Source organism: Thalassospira sp. UBA4513, assembly GCF_002388495.1.
Lineage (GTDB): Bacteria > Pseudomonadota > Alphaproteobacteria > Rhodospirillales > Thalassospiraceae > Thalassospira > Thalassospira tepidiphila.
In genome coordinates this window covers 68,097-83,703 of the sequence record NZ_DGMR01000035.1, presented here as the reverse complement: position 1 = coordinate 83,703, position 15,607 = coordinate 68,097, and the positions used below count along the sequence as shown (strand labels likewise).

Annotated in this window: 14 protein-coding genes; 10 read left to right on the top strand and 4 right to left on the bottom strand. The window is 55.8% G+C overall.

What is annotated here, in order from left to right; translation table 11 throughout:
* The first annotated feature begins 39 nt into the window (after positions 1-39).
* The 7 genes from sucC (at position 40) to B2T33_RS14410 (ending at position 9,560) form a co-directional block, all read left to right on the top strand.
* Entirely contained in the window at positions 40-1,269 is a 1,230-nt protein-coding gene (sucC, locus tag B2T33_RS14440) for an ADP-forming succinate--CoA ligase subunit beta (RefSeq protein WP_255356213.1), read from the top strand.
* Positions 1,270-1,271: 2 nt separating this feature from the next.
* Positions 1,272-2,147, top strand: coding sequence for a succinate--CoA ligase subunit alpha (gene sucD / locus B2T33_RS14435; protein WP_008889739.1), 876 nt, complete (start codon positions 1,272-1,274; stop codon positions 2,145-2,147).
* A gap of 70 nt (positions 2,148-2,217) precedes the next feature.
* Complete coding sequence (locus B2T33_RS14430) at positions 2,218-5,130, top strand: 2-oxoglutarate dehydrogenase E1 component (protein ID WP_286792402.1); 2,913 nt, start codon at positions 2,218-2,220, stop codon at positions 5,128-5,130.
* Between the two features lie 105 nt (positions 5,131-5,235).
* Positions 5,236-6,510 carry a 2-oxoglutarate dehydrogenase complex dihydrolipoyllysine-residue succinyltransferase gene (gene odhB / locus B2T33_RS14425; protein ID WP_063089369.1) on the top strand — a complete coding sequence of 425 codons (1,275 nt, stop codon included), beginning with the start codon at positions 5,236-5,238 and terminating at the stop codon, positions 6,508-6,510.
* Between the two features lie 24 nt (positions 6,511-6,534).
* Positions 6,535-7,941, top strand: a complete 1,407-nt coding sequence (gene lpdA / locus B2T33_RS14420) for a dihydrolipoyl dehydrogenase (RefSeq protein ID WP_064781232.1) — start codon at positions 6,535-6,537, stop codon at positions 7,939-7,941.
* A 189-nt stretch (positions 7,942-8,130) separates the two neighbouring features.
* Positions 8,131-8,577 carry a methylglyoxal synthase gene (locus B2T33_RS14415; protein ID WP_064781304.1) on the top strand — a complete coding sequence of 149 codons (447 nt, stop codon included), beginning with the start codon at positions 8,131-8,133 and terminating at the stop codon, positions 8,575-8,577.
* 56 nt (positions 8,578-8,633) lie between these two features.
* The gene (locus tag B2T33_RS14410) at positions 8,634-9,560 is read left to right on the top strand and encodes an AEC family transporter (RefSeq protein ID WP_286792401.1); all 927 of its coding nucleotides are present in this window, start codon (positions 8,634-8,636) and stop codon (positions 9,558-9,560) included.
* Here B2T33_RS14410 and B2T33_RS14405 read toward each other — a convergent pair.
* A complete protein-coding gene (locus B2T33_RS14405) occupies positions 9,507-10,295 on the bottom strand; it encodes an RluA family pseudouridine synthase (RefSeq protein WP_286792400.1) in 789 nt (262 codons plus the stop codon). The two genes, B2T33_RS14410 and B2T33_RS14405, sit on opposite strands and share 54 nt — an antisense overlap.
* Before the next feature lie 152 nt (positions 10,296-10,447).
* Between B2T33_RS14405 and B2T33_RS14400 the strand changes: the two genes are divergently transcribed.
* Genes B2T33_RS14400 through B2T33_RS14390 form a run of 3 tightly spaced genes read left to right on the top strand, consistent with a single transcriptional unit; the run spans position 10,448 to position 12,461 of the window.
* The gene (locus B2T33_RS14400; protein WP_286792399.1) at positions 10,448-11,254 is read left to right on the top strand and encodes a DUF6134 family protein; all 807 of its coding nucleotides are present in this window, start codon (positions 10,448-10,450) and stop codon (positions 11,252-11,254) included.
* Complete coding sequence (locus B2T33_RS14395) at positions 11,251-12,012, top strand: SDR family NAD(P)-dependent oxidoreductase (protein ID WP_286792398.1); 762 nt, start codon at positions 11,251-11,253, stop codon at positions 12,010-12,012. Before B2T33_RS14400 ends, B2T33_RS14395 begins: the two co-directional genes overlap by 4 nt.
* A gap of 2 nt (positions 12,013-12,014) precedes the next feature.
* Positions 12,015-12,461, top strand: coding sequence for a nuclear transport factor 2 family protein (locus tag B2T33_RS14390; RefSeq protein WP_286792397.1), 447 nt, complete (start codon positions 12,015-12,017; stop codon positions 12,459-12,461).
* On the opposite strand, the gene B2T33_RS14385 is transcribed toward B2T33_RS14390, so the two are convergent.
* The 3 genes from B2T33_RS14385 to B2T33_RS14375 form a co-directional block, all read right to left on the bottom strand.
* Entirely contained in the window at positions 12,424-12,915 is a 492-nt protein-coding gene (locus B2T33_RS14385; RefSeq protein ID WP_286792396.1) for a DUF3833 domain-containing protein, read from the bottom strand. The genes B2T33_RS14390 and B2T33_RS14385 overlap by 38 nt on opposite strands.
* 87 nt (positions 12,916-13,002) lie before the next feature.
* The gene (locus tag B2T33_RS14380; protein WP_286792395.1) at positions 13,003-14,343 is read right to left on the bottom strand and encodes an MFS transporter; all 1,341 of its coding nucleotides are present in this window, start codon (positions 14,341-14,343) and stop codon (positions 13,003-13,005) included.
* On the bottom strand, positions 14,330-15,607 hold the full coding sequence (locus B2T33_RS14375) for an SAM-dependent methyltransferase (protein ID WP_286792394.1): 1,278 nt from the start codon (positions 15,605-15,607) through the stop codon (positions 14,330-14,332). The genes B2T33_RS14380 and B2T33_RS14375 overlap by 14 nt, the downstream gene beginning before the upstream one ends.

Genomic DNA, 15,607 nt, shown 5'->3' with positions numbered 1-15,607 from the left:
TACAGGGACATTGAAATCCAGATTTCTGACCCACCGGAAATCGTACGGAAGGCAAGAAAGCGACCGAACATGAATATTCATGAGTACCAGGCGAAAGAAATTCTTCGCAAATACGGTGTGACCGTGCCGAACGGCAAGGTTGCATATACCGCTCAGGAAGCCATCGAAGCTGCCCAGTCCCAGGCTGGCCCGGTTTACGTGGTAAAATCCCAGATCCATGCAGGTGGCCGCGGTAAAGGCACCTTCAAGGAAGCCAAGGCAGGTGACAAAGGCGGCGTTCGCGTCGTCAAGAGCCCGGAAGAAGTCGGCACCAATGCCGAACAGATGCTCGGCTCCACGCTGGTTACCCACCAGACCGGCCCGGATGGCAAAGAAGTCAAACGCGTTTACATCGAAGAAGGCTGCGATATCGCACGCGAACTGTATCTTTCGGTTCTCGTCGACCGCGCTTGCTCGCGCGTGATCTTCATGGCGTCGACCGAAGGCGGCATGGACATTGAAGAAGTTGCAGAAGCAACCCCGGAAAAGATCGTCACTGTCGAGATCGATCCGGCGGCGGGCTTCTCTGGCTTCCACGGTCGCAAACTGGCGTTTGCACTCGGCCTCGAAGGCAAGCAGGTTTCCAAAGCTGTCAAGTTCATGACCGCGATGTACCAGTGCTTCCTCGATACCGATGCTGCCATGGTTGAAATCAACCCGCTGGTTGTTACCGGTGACGGCGACATCATTGCGCTTGATTGCAAAATGAACTTCGACGACAACGCGCTGTTCCGTCATCCGGACATCGAAGAGCTGCGTGACGAAGACGAAGAAAACCCGGCCGAACTCGAAGCTGCAAAACACAGCCTCAACTACATCAAGCTCGATGGCACCATCGGCTGCATGGTCAACGGCGCTGGCCTTGCCATGGCAACCATGGACATCATCAAGCTTTATGGTGGCGCACCGGCTAACTTCCTTGACGTTGGTGGCGGCGCAACCAAAGAACGCGTGACCACCGCCTTCAAGCTGATCCTGTCGGATCCGAATGTCGAAGGCATCCTGGTCAACATCTTTGGTGGCATCATGCGTTGTGACGTGATTGCAGACGGCGTTGTGGCAGCAGCCCGCGAAGTCAGCCTGAACGTCCCGCTGGTCGTTCGCCTTGAAGGTACCAATGTCGAACTTGGCAAGAAGATCCTCGAAGAATCGGGTCTGCCGATTGTTTCGGCTGACAACCTTGCCGATGCCGCCGAGAAGGTGGTCAAAGCTGTGAAGGAGGCCGCGTAACTATGGCTGTTCTCGTCGATAAAAACACCAAAGTTATCTGCCAGGGTTTCACTGGTTCGCAGGGTACTTTCCACAGCGAACAGGCACTGGCATACGGCACCAAAATGGTTGGCGGTGTTACCCCGGGTAAAGGCGGCACCAAGCACCTTGACCTGCCGGTTTTCAACACTGTTGAAGAAGCGGTACATGTCACCGGCGCAAATGCCTCGGTTATTTATGTTCCGCCGCCCTTCGCAGCAGATGCAATCCTTGAAGCCATCGACGCCAAAGTCGAACTGGCTGTCTGCATCACCGAAGGTATTCCGGTTGCTGACATGGTCCGCGTCAAGCGCGCGCTCGACGGTTCGTCGACCCGCCTGATCGGCCCGAACTGCCCGGGTATCATTACCCCGGACGAATGCAAGATCGGCATCATGCCGGGTCACATTCACCGCCGCGGTAAAATCGGTATCGTTTCGCGTTCCGGTACGCTCACCTACGAAGCAGTTGCACAGACCACGGCCGCTGGCCTTGGTCAGTCGACCTGTATCGGTATCGGTGGTGACCCGGTCAACGGCACCAACTTCATCGACTGCCTCGACCTGTTCCTGAAGGATCCGGAAACCGAAGGCATCATCATGATCGGTGAAATCGGTGGCTCGGCCGAGGAAGAAGCATGTGAATTCCTGCAGGCTTCCAAAGTCAAGAAACCGGTTGCCGGCTTCATCGCCGGTGTTACCGCACCTCCGGGTAAACGCATGGGCCATGCCGGTGCGATCATTTCCGGTGGCAAAGGTACGGCCGATGCGAAAATGGAAGCCATGCGTAGTGCTGGCGTTCTTGTTGCCGATTCCCCGGCAAGCCTCGGCTCGACCATGCTGAAGGCTTTGAAGGGCTAATCTGGGTAGTCAGAGGAAAGGCAAGGGGGGGCGTGGTCCTTCTTGGGGACCATGCCTTCCAAGACCACAAATGAAACCTCAAGATCTCGACACGATTCTGAACGAGTCGAACGCAACCTACATCGCTGAACTTTATGCCCGGTATCTGGAAAGCCCGTCTGCGGTTGACCAGAGCTGGGCTGAGTTTTTTGACGGGTTGCAGGACGACGCCTCCGAAATCCTCGCAGAAATGCGCGGGCCGAGCTGGCAGCCACGGGAAACCAAGGTTGTTGGCGGCATGGAGGGATACGACGTCTCACAGGGGCACGCCGAACGCCCGGCCCAGATGGGCTATGCACCGGCACCTCATGCAGCACCCACGGCTGGTCAGGTAAATTCTGATGCCATCCGCGCTGCCGCCAATGATTCCATTCGCGCTCTGATGCTGATCCGCTCCTTCCGGGTACGCGGCCATCTTGAAGCGAACCTGGATCCGCTGGGCCTGGCACCGCGTGAACCGCATCCGGAACTTGATCCGAAGACCTATGGCTTTACCGAAGCCGACATGGATCGTCCGATCTTCATCGCCAATGTTCTTGGCCTTGAAACCGCGACCATCCGTCAGATCGTCTCGCTGGCACGCAAAACCTATTGCGGGTCGATCGGTATCGAATTCATGCATATCCAGGAACCTGAACAGAAATCCTGGATTCAGCAGCGTATCGAAAGCATCGGCAACCAGACGCAGTTCACCACCCGTGGCAAGGAAGCCATCCTTGAGCGCCTGATCGAAGCCGAAGGTTTCGAAAACTATCTTCACACCAAATATGTCGGCACCAAGCGTTTCGGTATTGATGGTGGCGAAGCCCTGATGCCGGCACTTGAACAGATCCTCAAACGTGGTAGCCAGCTTGGCATCCGCGAGGTTGTGTTCGGCATGCCGCACCGTGGTCGTCTCAACGTTCTTGCCAACGTCATGAGCAAGCCGTTCCAGGCGATCTTCTCGGAATTCATGGGCAACCCGTCCAAGCCGGACGACGTGATGGGCTCGGGTGACGTTAAATATCACCTTGGTACCTCCGCCGACCGCGAGTTTGACGGCAACGTTGTTCACCTGTCGCTGACGGCAAACCCGTCGCACCTCGAAGCAGTGAACACGGTTGTTCTTGGTAAGGTCCGCGCCAAGCAGGCCCAGCGCAAAGACACCAATCGCGAGCAGGTTATGGGTATCCTCCTGCACGGTGATGCGGCCTTTGCCGGTCAGGGTCTTGTGGCGGAAACCTTCGATCTGTCGCACCTCAAAGGCTACCGTACCGGTGGTACGATCCACTTTGTGGTCAACAACCAGATCGGTTTCACGACCAAACCGACCGACTCCCGTTCTTCGCCTTACTGCTCGGACATTGCCAAGGTCGTTCAGGCTCCGATCCTGCACGTCAATGGCGACGATCCCGAAGCTGTGGTTCATGCGGCCCGCATCGCGACCGAATTCCGTCAGGAATTCAAGCAGGACGTCGTTATCGACATGTTCTGCTATCGCCGCTTTGGCCACAACGAAAGCGACGAGCCGGCATTCACCCAGCCAAAGATGTACGACGTGATCGGCAAACACCCGACCACCAAAGACATCTATGCCCAGCAGCTGGTCAAGGAAGGTCTTCTGAGCGAAGAACGTATCAAGGAACTGGACAAGTCGTTCCAGGACTACCTTGATGAAGAGTTCAAGGCGTCCGAAAACTACCGTCCGAACAAAGCTGACTGGCTTGAAGGCAAATGGTCGGGTCTCGCATCCTCGCATGGTGAAGATGCTGACTGGATCGGTAAAACCGGCGTTGAAAACGACCTGCTGCAGGAAGTCGGTCGCGCACTTTCGACCCCGCCGAGTGACTTTGACATCAACCGCAAAATCCTTCGTCAGTTGAAGGCCAAAGCGAAGATGTTCGAAACCGGCGAAGGTATTGATTGGGCAACCGCCGAGGCCTTGGCATTCGGAACCCTGATGTGCGAAGGCACACCGGTTCGTCTGTCGGGTCAGGATTGCCAGCGTGGTACGTTCTCGCAGCGTCATGCCAAGCTGATCGATCAGACCACCGAGGCGAAATACACCCCGCTCAACAACATCCGTACCGGTCAGGCCGAGCTTGAAGTTCTCAACTCGCCCCTGTCCGAAGCAGGTGTTCTTGGCTTCGAATACGGCATCACCCTTGCAGAACCGCATTCGCTGGTTCTCTGGGAAGCCCAGTTCGGTGATTTTGCCAACGGTGCACAGGTCATCATTGACCAGTTCATCAGCTCGGGCGAAGCCAAATGGCTGCGCATGTCGGGTCTGGTAATGCTGCTGCCGCACGGTTACGAAGGCCAGGGTCCGGAACACAGTTCCGCACGCCTGGAACGTTACCTGCAGCTTTGTGGTGAAAATAACATGCAGGTGGCGAACTGCACGACGCCGGCAAACTATTACCACATCCTGCGCCGTCAGATCCGTCGCTCGTTCCGTAAGCCGCTGATCCTGATGACGCCGAAATCGCTTCTGCGTCACAAACAGTGCGTGTCGAACCTGTCCGACTTTGCGACGGGCACGACATTCCTGCCTGTGATCAGCGAAACCGCTAAGCTGGTTGACGACAAGAAGGTCAAACGCGTCGTTCTGTCGTCGGGCAAAGTCTATTACGATCTGCTTGCCGAACGCGAAAACCGTGGCATCGAAGATGTTGCGCTTGTGCGTGTCGAACAGCTTTATCCGTGGCCGGAAAAAGAACTGGCAACGGAACTGGCCAAATACCCGAATGCTGATGTCGTCTGGTGTCAGGAAGAATCGGAAAACATGGGTTCCTGGTTCTTCGTTGACCGCCGGATCGAGGCAACACTTGCCAGCATCAAGCACAAGGCAGGTCGTCCTGTTTATGTCGGTCGCGCAGCATCTGCTTCGCCGGCAACGGGCCTTCTGAAAGCCCACCTGCGCGAGCAGGCTGAGCTGGTCGACGCGGCACTTAGCGTAAAATAACTTTACCGGACGGGCGAGAAATCGCCCGTCCGCCACGTTCATTTAGATTTCATTCGTATGCTGGCAGACCCACACTGCCTGATTGAAAAAACGGTCGAGGAAAAAATGGCGACTGAAGTTAAAGTTCCCGCACTGGGCGAGTCTGTATCTGAAGCCACGGTGGCAAAATGGTACAAAAAAGTCGGTGACGCTGTTGCAGCCGATGAACCAATTGTCGAACTTGAGACCGACAAGGTCACCGTCGAAGTCAACTCCCCGGTTGCTGGCGCAATTGCCGAGCTGGTCGTTGGTGAAGGCGACGAAGTTGAAGTTGGCGCGCTGATCGCGCACATCAACGAAGGTGCCGAAGGCGCCGCTGCTTCTGATGAACCGGCCAAGGAAGAAGCCCCGGCCGCGAAAAAGGAAGAAGCTCCGGCCAAGAAAGAAGAGCCGAAAGCAGCCCCGGCTGCTGCACCGGCAGAAACGACCGCGTCAAACAGCGACCATCCGCTGGCACCGGCCGTTCGCAAACTGGTCGAAGACAAGAACCTTGATCCGTCCAAAATCCCGGCAACGGGCAAAGACGGCCGCCTGACCAAGGGCGACGTTCTGAACTTCCTCGAAGGCGGCGGATCTGCTTCGCGCGCTGCTGCCCCGGCTCCGAGCGCCCCGGCAGCACCGAAACCGGAACGTGAACTGCGTGACGGTGAAGAGCGTGTCAAAATGTCCAAGCTGCGCCAGACCATTGCGCGCCGCCTGAAAGAAGCCCAGAACACCGCGGCCATGCTGACCACTTATAACGAAGTGGACATGACCAACCTTCTGGCTTGCCGTAACAAGTACAAAGACGGTTTCGAGAAGAAACACGGTGTGAAGCTTGGCTTCATGTCCTTCTTCATCAAAGCCTGCACCACGGCGCTCAAAGAATGGCCGGCTGTCAATGCCGAGATCGATGGCAACAGCTTCATCTATAAAAACTACTGCGATATCGGCGTTGCCGTTGGTACCCCGCAGGGTCTGGTTGTTCCGGTCATCCGTTCGGCAGAGGAAAAAACCTTTGCGGATCTGGAAAGCACCATTGTCGATTTCGGCAAGCGTGCACGTGACGGCAAACTGGGCATGGATGAAATGACCGGTGGTTCCTTCACCATCTCCAACGGTGGTGTCTTCGGTTCCCTTCTGTCATCCCCGATCCTGAACGCGCCGCAGTCCGGTATTCTTGGCATGCACAAGACCCAGATGCGTCCGGTCGCAATCGACGGTAAAGTCGAAATTCGTCCGATGATGTATCTCGCCCTTTCCTATGACCACCGTATCATTGACGGCCGCGAAGCCGTTTCCTTCCTGGTACGCGTTAAGGAATGCATCGAGAACCCGGAACGCATCCTGCTCGATATCTGATCAGACAAAAGGATCAAAGAACTCATGAGTGAGAACTACGACGTTGTCGTGATCGGTGGCGGTCCTGGCGGTTATGTTTGCGCCATCCGCGCCGCACAGCTTGGCCTTAAAGTCGCCTGCGTTGAAAAACGCGGCGCACTTGGCGGTACCTGCCTCAATGTAGGCTGCATTCCGTCCAAGGCCCTGCTGCATTCCTCGCACCTGTTCGAAGAAGCGACCGAGCATTTCGATACCCACGGCATCGAAGTCTCCAAGCCGAAGGTCAACATCGAAAAGATGATGGCCCGCAAGGACAAGGTCGTTGACAGCAATGTCAAAGGCATCGAGTTCCTGTTCAAGAAGAACAAGGTTACCTATGTCAAAGGTGCCGGTGAAATCACCTCGCCGACCTCGGTCAAGGTTGCCCTTCTGGATGGCGGCGAAGAAACCCTGAATGCCAAGAACATCGTCATCGCGACGGGTTCGGAAGTCACCCCGCTGCCGGGTGTTGAAATTGACGAAGAAAAAATCGTCTCCTCGACCGGCGCACTGGTTCTTCCGAAAGTGCCGAAAAAGATGGTTGTCATCGGTGCGGGCGTGATCGGTCTGGAACTGGGTTCCGTCTGGCGTCGTCTGGGTGCCGAAGTCACCGTTGTTGAATATCTTGACCGCATTCTGCCGGGCATGGATGGCGAGCTGGTCAAACAGACCCAGCGCATCTTTGCCAAGCAGGGTCTTGAATTCAAACTCGGCCACAAGGTTACCGGTGCCAAGACAACCAAGTCTGGCGTGACCCTGACTGTTGAACCGTCCAAGGGCGGCGATGCAGAAGAACTCAAAGCCGATGTGGTTCTGGTGGCGATTGGTCGCCGTCCGTACACCAAGGGCCTTGGCCTGGACGCTGTCGGTGTTGAACTCGACGATCGTGGTCGTGTCAAAACCGACGAGCATTTCCAGACCAATGTTGGCGGCATCTTTGCGATTGGCGATACCATCGTCGGTCCGATGCTGGCCCACAAGGCTGAGGAAGACGGCGTTGCCCTGGCAGAAATGTTGGCGGGCGAAGAAGGCCATGTCGATTACGGCAAGGTCCCGGGTGTTGTTTACACCTGGCCGGAAGTTGCCGCTGTTGGCAAAACCGAAGAGCAGCTGAAGGAAGAAGGCGCAGACTACAAAGTCGGCAAATTCCCCTTCACCGCAAACGGTCGCGCCAAGGCAATGGAAAGCACCGAGGGCTTTGTCAAAATCATCGAAGACAAGAAAACGCACCGTGTTGTCGGCGCGCATATTGTCGGCCCGGCGGCGGGCGATTTGATTGCCGAAGTGGTTCTGGCGATGGAATACGGCGCTTCTGCCGAAGACATCGCGCGCACCTGCCACGCCCACCCTGCCCTTGGCGAGTCCGTCAAGGAAGCAGCGCTGGACGCGGACAAACGTGCAATCCACATGTAATTGATCAGTTCTCTGATCTGCAAACGGCCGTCCCATTCACTTGGGGCGGCCGTTTTGTTTTGGCCACCAGAAACGCCTAAGTGCCTACATTTTATGAAGTTTGTGGAATTGTCAGACTTTTGGCAGGTGACGCTGGGGGTCTTTGGGGATTAGTATGACAAAACCTGTTTACTGGCCCGGAGAATGAAAATGGTGCTGTCTGTTGGCGTTGTTGCCCACGACCGTCGCAAACGCGAAATGGCTGACTGGCTGGAAAAACACAAGGATGTATTCGCCAACATGCGCATCTTTGCCACCGGCACCACCGGTCGCGTATTGCAGGAACGGTTTACTGAACTGGATGTCCATCCGCTTAAAAGCGGCCCGTTTGGCGGCGATCAGCAATTGGGTTCGATGATTGCGCACGGCGAATTACAAGCCATGTTCTTTTTTACCGACCCAATGACACCCCAACCCCACGATGTCGATGTCCGCGCCCTGATCCGGCTGGCCAACATGTATGAAGTGCCGATTGCGTGCAATCAAAGCACGGCGGACCTTTTAATCAGCAATCCGAGGTTCGAGGAAATCTGCGAACAATATCGCAACCATTCCCCCGAACAGGTCTTTGCCGATTACAGCAACCGCAAGGTTTAGCCGCCACTCCAAACGGCCCAACAAGACGTTTTCTGCGCCGGAGCGCCCCACCCGCCATGCAGCTCGCCTATGATGTCATCGCCGCGATCTTTCCGATCTTTGCCGCCATTCTGGTTGGTGCGGCCTTAAAGCATTTCCTGATCAAAACCGCCGACATCTGGGCCGGGATTGATCGGCTGACCTATTACCTGTTGCTGCCATCGCTTCTGATCGTCGAGATTTATCGCGCCGATTTCTCCAGCGGCCATGCTGGCACCGCCGTCGGTGTCACACTTGCTGCGACACTTGGCCTTTCAGCTGCCCTGCTTTTGCTGCGTCCGGTGATCACGCATGACACGCCGCTTTTCACATCCATCTTTCAGGGCTCGGTGCGTTACAACAGTTATGTCCTGCTGGCGGTCGCCGATGCGCTTTACGGGGCAGAGGGATTGGCGCTTGCCATCATCTTTGTTGCGGTGATGGTGATCGCCACCAACATGCTGGGTGTTGTGGTACTCAGCGCCTTTAGCAGTGGCAAAAGCAACCTTAAGCGGATCATCGCAGGCGTTCTGAAAAACCCGATCATTATTGCCGCCGGGGCCGGCGCCATCCTGAATGTGAGTAATATTCACGTTCCGTTGCCAATTGAAAATACCGCCGCCCTGTTCAAGACAGCCGCCCTGCCGCTCAGCCTGCTTTCGGTCGGTGCGGGTTTACGCTTTGTCATGGATAAAAAGGCCGTGGGCGCGATTGCCCTTGCCACCACCATCAAGCTTGCGGTTTTGCCGGTTATTACCGGCGTCTGCCTGTATCTTGCCGGTGTCGATGGCATGGTTCTGGCGATGGGGGTTCTTTATGCCGGCATGCCGTGTGCGGGCAATGCCTATATCCTGGCGCGCCAACTCAATGGCGACCCGGAGGCAATGGCATCGATCATCACGCTGGAGACGTTACTCTCCGCCTTCAGCGTCGCTGTCATCGCCGGTATATTGAGCATCAATTGAACTTGCATGCGCGGCGTACTCGCCATCGTAACCGCATGCTTCGAGGCCTGCGCGCATCAATTCTGGCGGCGGGGCATCGACAATCACCGGGTCACGGTCGGCATGGAACGGAACGATGATCTGGCGCGATAGCAGCATCAGGGTCGGCGGCGCACCAAAGACCGGCGGTTCATCGCCACGGCCATAAAACGGATCACCGATCACCGGGTGCCCGACATGATCAAGATGCACACGCAACTGATGGGTCCGCCCGGTATGCGGGACAAGTTCCAGCCAGGTGATGTCCTTGCCATCGGCATCCTTGCCACGGCCCAGCACGGTATACTCGGTTTTTGACGGCTGACCATCTTCATGCACCAGCATCGTCCAGCCGCTTTCATCATTGATCTTGCCAATCGGCGCATCAATGAAGCCGTGATCCTCTTCCATCGCACCGCGGACCACCGCCCAATAGGACTTGCCGATTTTCTTTTCGGTAAACAGGCGGGTGATCTTTTTTGACGATTTTGGATGACGGCACAGCAACAGACAGCCCGCCGTATCACGGTCCAGACGGTGTGCAAGTGTCGGTTCAGGCTGAATGCCGAATTTCAGATCCGGCAGATAGGCATCAACATGAAAATAGGTTTTCGGCCCACCATGCGAAGCCAGCCCGGGCGGCTTGTTCAGAACAATGATGTTGGAGTCGCGGTGCAGAACATGCGCGATCAGGTCGTCTGCAATCGGATGGGGCATGGCGTGGCCTTTCATTTCGGGTCTTGGCCCGTGAGCCCCTGCTTACCCCATCAGACCTTTGCGGGCAATGATCATGACGTTTGATCCGCAGATCACGCCAGTGCGTAACAAGAAGGGAGTATTAGTTTTTCAACCTGGCTTTGGTACCAATCATGAAGACATCTATGGCATATCCGGTCAAATCGCTGTTTGGCGCCTGCGCCGTCGCGGGCGGTATCGCGCTGTCTTCCAATGCCTTTGCGGCCGACCCGCAATCATCAACGCAGCCCGACGCCACACCCGTTGAGCAAGCGCGCCTTTCCGAGGCGTTCGATGGCCCGGAAACGTGCCGCAAATTTGATGCGATCGAGCGCTATGGCAATGAGCTTCGCTTTCAAATCCGGCGCAATGACGCCCCGGTCGGGAGCCATGTTGTTCAGTTCAATCAGGGGCGTGACGGCCTGCAGGTGGTTGCCCAAAGCAATATCGATATCAGCTTTTTGGGGTTTAATGCCTATAGCTTTGACTATCGATCCGAAAGCCTTTGGCAAGGTGACCGCCTGGCGGCCCTTTCGGTGCGGGTAGATGATGATGGTGACAAGACCAAGGTGGTCGCCAAACCTGATGCGCAGGGCACACTCGTCGTCAGTGGCCCGGAGGGTGATCAGGCATTGCCAAACGGGATTTTCCCGACCGATCACTGGCATTGCGGTGTCTTGGGCAGCAAAGCGGTTCTTAATACCATTACCGGCAAGTCAAACGCGGTCGATATCAGCGCAAACGAGCCGGAAACGCTGCAAACAACCAACGGCACGTTACGCGCCACCCGTTTCACCTATGACGGCGAACTTGAAACCACCGCATGGTATGATGCCGACGGCCGTTGGGTCGGTCTTGCCTTCGCGGCACGCGACGGATCGCAGATCACATATCGTTGCATGAATTGCGCGACGCAAACCGCGCAAAAGGATGAGGAATGAAAAAGCAGTTCCAGACCATCTGGATTATCGGGGCGTCTTCAGGGATTGGTGCCGCATTGGCACGCAAACTCCATGAAAACCCGACATCCTCCGCGCAAAAAATCATCATTTCGGCCCGAAATTCCGACAAACTCGATGAACTTGCGGCAGAAATGCCGGGTTTAACCCCGGTTCCGGTCGATATTACCGATACAAATGCGGTGAATGGTGCGATTTCCAAGGTTGAAAAGCAATTTGGCCTGCCTGACCTGGTTGTTTTGGCGGCTGGTATTTATTCCCCGATGAAGCTGAGTGCGTTTTCGGCCGCCACCATCCGCAGTCACGTCGATACCAATTACATGGGCATCGTCAATTGTCTGGAGCCGCTTTTGAACAAGATGCGCGCACGCAAATCTGGCGAGATTGCCGTCATGGCATCGGTGGCAGGTTACCGCGGCCTGCCCAATGCCGCGGCCTATGGCCCGACAAAAGCCGCCCTGATCAATCTGTGTGAATCCCTGCATACCGAACTAAGCGGCAGCGGCGTTTTGCTGCGCGTGATCAATCCGGGGTTTGTTAAAACGCGGCTGACCGACAAGAACGATTTTGAAATGCCCTATCTGCTCGAACCGGAACAGGCTGCTGATTACATCTATCGCGGGCTTTGCGGCAGTGACAAATTCGAGATTGCCTTCCCGCCCCCATTTGTGCGGCAATTGAAGCTGACGCAAATTCTGCCGTATCCGATTTTCTTCAAACTGATGCGTAAGCTGCTCTGATCATGAACGACATCACCGACGCCAAGCACCAGTTGCTGGCAACTTACGCAGACTATTACGAGAAACTGTCGCTTGAGACTGTTGATCAGTTAAAGGAACTGGTGACGGACGATTTCGTCTTTTGCGACCCGTTCACGACCGTCAGGGGTCCTGACGATGTTTGTGCCTATCTGGCCAAGGCGTTTACCGATGCGGATCATCCGCGCTTTATCGTTACCCACCGTGCGATCGATCAGGATCGCGGATTTTTACGCTGGCGCTTTAGTGCACGGGTAAAGGTGATCGGCAACTGGGAATTTACCGGCATGTCAGAGGTGACGTTTAACGAAGATGGCACGCGCCTGGCATCGCATTTTGACCATTGGGATTCCGGCCAGAACTTCTATGCCAAAATCCCCGTACTGCAATGGTTTATTCAGCGGCTTGCGCGACGCGTTGGGTCTTTGTGAAAAACAGCGTTACTTCGCCGATCTCAAAGCCCCATTTCTTAACCCTTGCCCGGTTAACCAGAACCCCATCTGGCTGCAGGAACATCCAGTCGTCGAACGTCACCCGCCAGGCACCATCACCGACCTTAAGATCCATATCATAAGACCAGTTCAGCGCATTGCCGTACTGACTGCCAATCGCCTTGCCAACGATGTCGTCCGCAAGCCCTTCATAGCTGTGTTCGTCGGTTTTGCTGATCGTCCAGACACGGCGGTCTGTTTCGCCGTCGTCATAGATAAAGTCTTCTTCAAGTGTCAGAACACCATCCTCAACGGTTCCCGTTATTTCGACGGTGAACTGACGACGCAGGGTTCCGAAACGATCTTCGAAAATTCCCCAAGCCCGGCTGTCGCCTTCGAAATAGTCAAACACGTCGAAGCGGGGTTCTTTTTGCGCAAAATCCTGCGGTTTCATTGACCCACATCCGGCTAATAGTACCAAAACACACAGCGCCATGAAGTTCCGCAGCATCGATTTTCTCCTGTCCTGACAATCCCAAGATCAATCATTGCGGCGTGAAAGGCGCCGACGAATGGCAACCTGATGCGTGCTGTCCAACGGAAAGCGCCACATCATCCCGATTGCTCCTGCTTTCAATACGATGGGGATCACCGCATAGATCAAAACCAGCACAACCAATGCGCCAGTTTTTTCGTCTCCGCCGTCGGTCAGGCCAAATGCCCCCAATATCGGGAAGGCAATCCCGGCGGCAAGCGCCATGGCAAGCTTGTTGGTCATGTTCCAAAGGGCAAATAAAAGGCCGGTGCGTCGCACGCCAAACCGGTAACGATCCCAGTCATCGACATCTGCCTGAATGGCGGGTGGCAAAGCCAGATCCGCGCCCAGTGCCGCCCCGGTAACAAGGCATATGACCGCAAAGGCAGCAAAATCGCCGGCATCAAGGATCGGCACAAAGGCGAAGGCGACAATCGCCATCACCATGGCAAAACACCAGACGCGGTGCTTGCCAATGCGGCCGGCCATCACAACCCAAAGTGGAATGGCAATGATCGCCGCGGCGAAATAAAGCAGGATCAGGATATTTTCGCTGTCCTGATCAAGTTCGAGGTAATAGCGCACAAACAATGGAAAACACACGGCTGGCAATCCGGCCGCCAGACCATTGATCATCCACGCCGCAAGCAGGCGCATGAAAAGACCATTGTCACGCAGGCTTCGGGCGCCAAGGCGCAACATGGCCCAAAGATTTCCTCTGCCAAAGCTCGCTGGGCTTGTGCGTTTATGTTGCGCAACCGGATCGGGCACCTTCCAGACCAGAAGGGCGACAAATACAGCCCCCAGTGTCAGTGTCACGGTGGCAAGGGTTTGAATTTCGGCTGCGCGATCCGGCGCATTGATCAGTACCGGAATGGCCCCGGCCAATACAATCCCGATCAAGCCCGCCCCTTCACGGAGTGCGGTAAGCGTTGTGCGTTTTTTATAATCGCCCGAAAGGTCCGCCCCCCAGGCAAGATAGGGCACCTGAAACATCGTCCAGCCCAGAAACAGCACACTTGCCCAGATGAGGAGATATATCGCGCTCGGTTGGGATGGCGGACTGAATAGATACCAAAGCCCGATACCGGCAATCACCGCCCCGGCACCGGTCCAGATTTTGCGATTGCCGGTCTTGTCGGAAAGCCAACCAACCACGGGGTCGGTCAGCATATCGATCATCCGGACCAGCAACAAAACAACACCCGTGATCGCCAACCCAAGGCCAAGGTCATCGCCATAATAGCTTGGCAACAACACATAGGCCGGGATGGTCGGCACGGCTGCTGCCATCGCCGGAAGCGCATAGAGAACCGAAATACGGGTGGGGTATTCAGCCTGCCGCATTTTCGCGATGTTCGATCACGAACAGCCCGACATCGATGGAGCCCTGGTCAAATCCGGTTTCGCAGTAGGCAAGGTAGTATTCCCACATGCGTTTGAAACGCAGATCAAATCCCTGCTTGGCAATGCCATCCCAGGCATGCTGGAAGCTGCGCTGCCATTCGGCCAGTGTGCGGGCATAGGATTTGCCGAAAAATTCCGAATGACGCAGTTCAAGCCCGGCGGCATTGACGGCCGCCGACAGCGCGGTTGGCGATGGCAACATGCCGCCCGGGAAGATGTAACGTTGAATGAAATCCGCCCCGCGGCGATAGGTTTCAAACCGGTCATCATCAATCGTGATGATCTGCAGAACGGCCTTGCCACCCGGTTTCAGGCGTTTGCGGATCATCTCGAAATAGGTTGGCCAGTGTTCTTCACCCACGGCCTCGAACATTTCGATTGAGACGATCTTGTCGTACTGGCCTTCTTCATGGCGATAATCGCGCAGAACGATATCGGTTCGGTCGCTAAGTCCCTGCATCAAAAGGCGTTCACGTGCAAAAGCATGCTGTTCATTGGACAGGGTCAGACCGGTGACATTGCAACGATACTTGCCGGCTGCAAGTTCGGCAAAGCCGCCCCAGCCGCATCCGACTTCCAGCACATCTTCTCCTGATTTCAGGTCGGCAAGTTCGCAAATACGTTCGTATTTTGCAGATTGCGCCGCATCCAGGGTCATGTCGGGCGAGCTATACAGGCCCGATGAATAGGTCATGCTGGGGTCAAGCCAGGCGCGATAGAAATCATTGCCGAGGTCATAGTGATAGGCGATGTTGCGCTTTGATCCCTCAAGGGTATTGGCGTTGCGCAGATGTCCGATCCGCGCCACCGTACGTGCCAGAAATCCTGCGGCCAGACGGGCCCGCACGATCGTTTCATTGTGCATGGCAAAGTGCATCAGATGTGTCAGATCAGGGCTGCTCCAACTGCCGTCCATATAGGCCTCGGCAAAGGCAACATCCCCGCCCGTGGCCAGTTTGCGGATCGCCTGCCAGTCATGGATATGGATAGCCGCGCGCAGATTGGTTTCATGTTCGCCGGAAAAATGCAGGGTGTCGTCATCGGGCAAAACAATGGTCAAACGACCGTAATGTAGATGCGCCAGAACGCGCTTGAGCATCGCCTTTAGAAGGCTGCGGCTGCCGGTCATGCTGCCAAGCATCGGCAGAATGCGGTCACGCAGTGAAAAGGCGGAAACGGATGCATTACGATTGCGGTTTGGCAT

What these genes read in the sequence shown, in the direction of transcription:
- sucD (WP_008889739.1), top strand. Translation starts at nt 1,272, where the DNA reads ATGGCTGTTCTCGTCGATAAAAACACCAAAGTTATCTGCCAGGGTTTC.
- B2T33_RS14430 (WP_286792402.1), top strand. Translation starts at nt 2,218, where the DNA reads ATGAAACCTCAAGATCTCGACACGATTCTGAACGAGTCGAACGCAACC.
- odhB (WP_063089369.1), top strand. Translation starts at nt 5,236, where the DNA reads ATGGCGACTGAAGTTAAAGTTCCCGCACTGGGCGAGTCTGTATCTGAA.
- lpdA (WP_064781232.1), top strand. Translation starts at nt 6,535, where the DNA reads ATGAGTGAGAACTACGACGTTGTCGTGATCGGTGGCGGTCCTGGCGGT.
- B2T33_RS14415 (WP_064781304.1), top strand. Translation starts at nt 8,131, where the DNA reads ATGGTGCTGTCTGTTGGCGTTGTTGCCCACGACCGTCGCAAACGCGAA.
- B2T33_RS14410 (WP_286792401.1), top strand. Translation starts at nt 8,634, where the DNA reads ATGCAGCTCGCCTATGATGTCATCGCCGCGATCTTTCCGATCTTTGCC.
- B2T33_RS14405 (WP_286792400.1), bottom strand. Translation starts at nt 10,295, where the DNA reads ATGCCCCATCCGATTGCAGACGACCTGATCGCGCATGTTCTGCACCGC.
- B2T33_RS14400 (WP_286792399.1), top strand. Translation starts at nt 10,448, where the DNA reads ATGAAGACATCTATGGCATATCCGGTCAAATCGCTGTTTGGCGCCTGC.
- B2T33_RS14395 (WP_286792398.1), top strand. Translation starts at nt 11,251, where the DNA reads ATGAAAAAGCAGTTCCAGACCATCTGGATTATCGGGGCGTCTTCAGGG.
- B2T33_RS14390 (WP_286792397.1), top strand. Translation starts at nt 12,015, where the DNA reads ATGAACGACATCACCGACGCCAAGCACCAGTTGCTGGCAACTTACGCA.
- B2T33_RS14385 (WP_286792396.1), bottom strand. Translation starts at nt 12,915, where the DNA reads ATGAAACCGCAGGATTTTGCGCAAAAAGAACCCCGCTTCGACGTGTTT.
- B2T33_RS14380 (WP_286792395.1), bottom strand. Translation starts at nt 14,343, where the DNA reads ATGCGGCAGGCTGAATACCCCACCCGTATTTCGGTTCTCTATGCGCTT.
- B2T33_RS14375 (WP_286792394.1), bottom strand. Translation starts at nt 15,607, where the DNA reads ATGCCAAACCGCAATCGTAATGCATCCGTTTCCGCCTTTTCACTGCGT.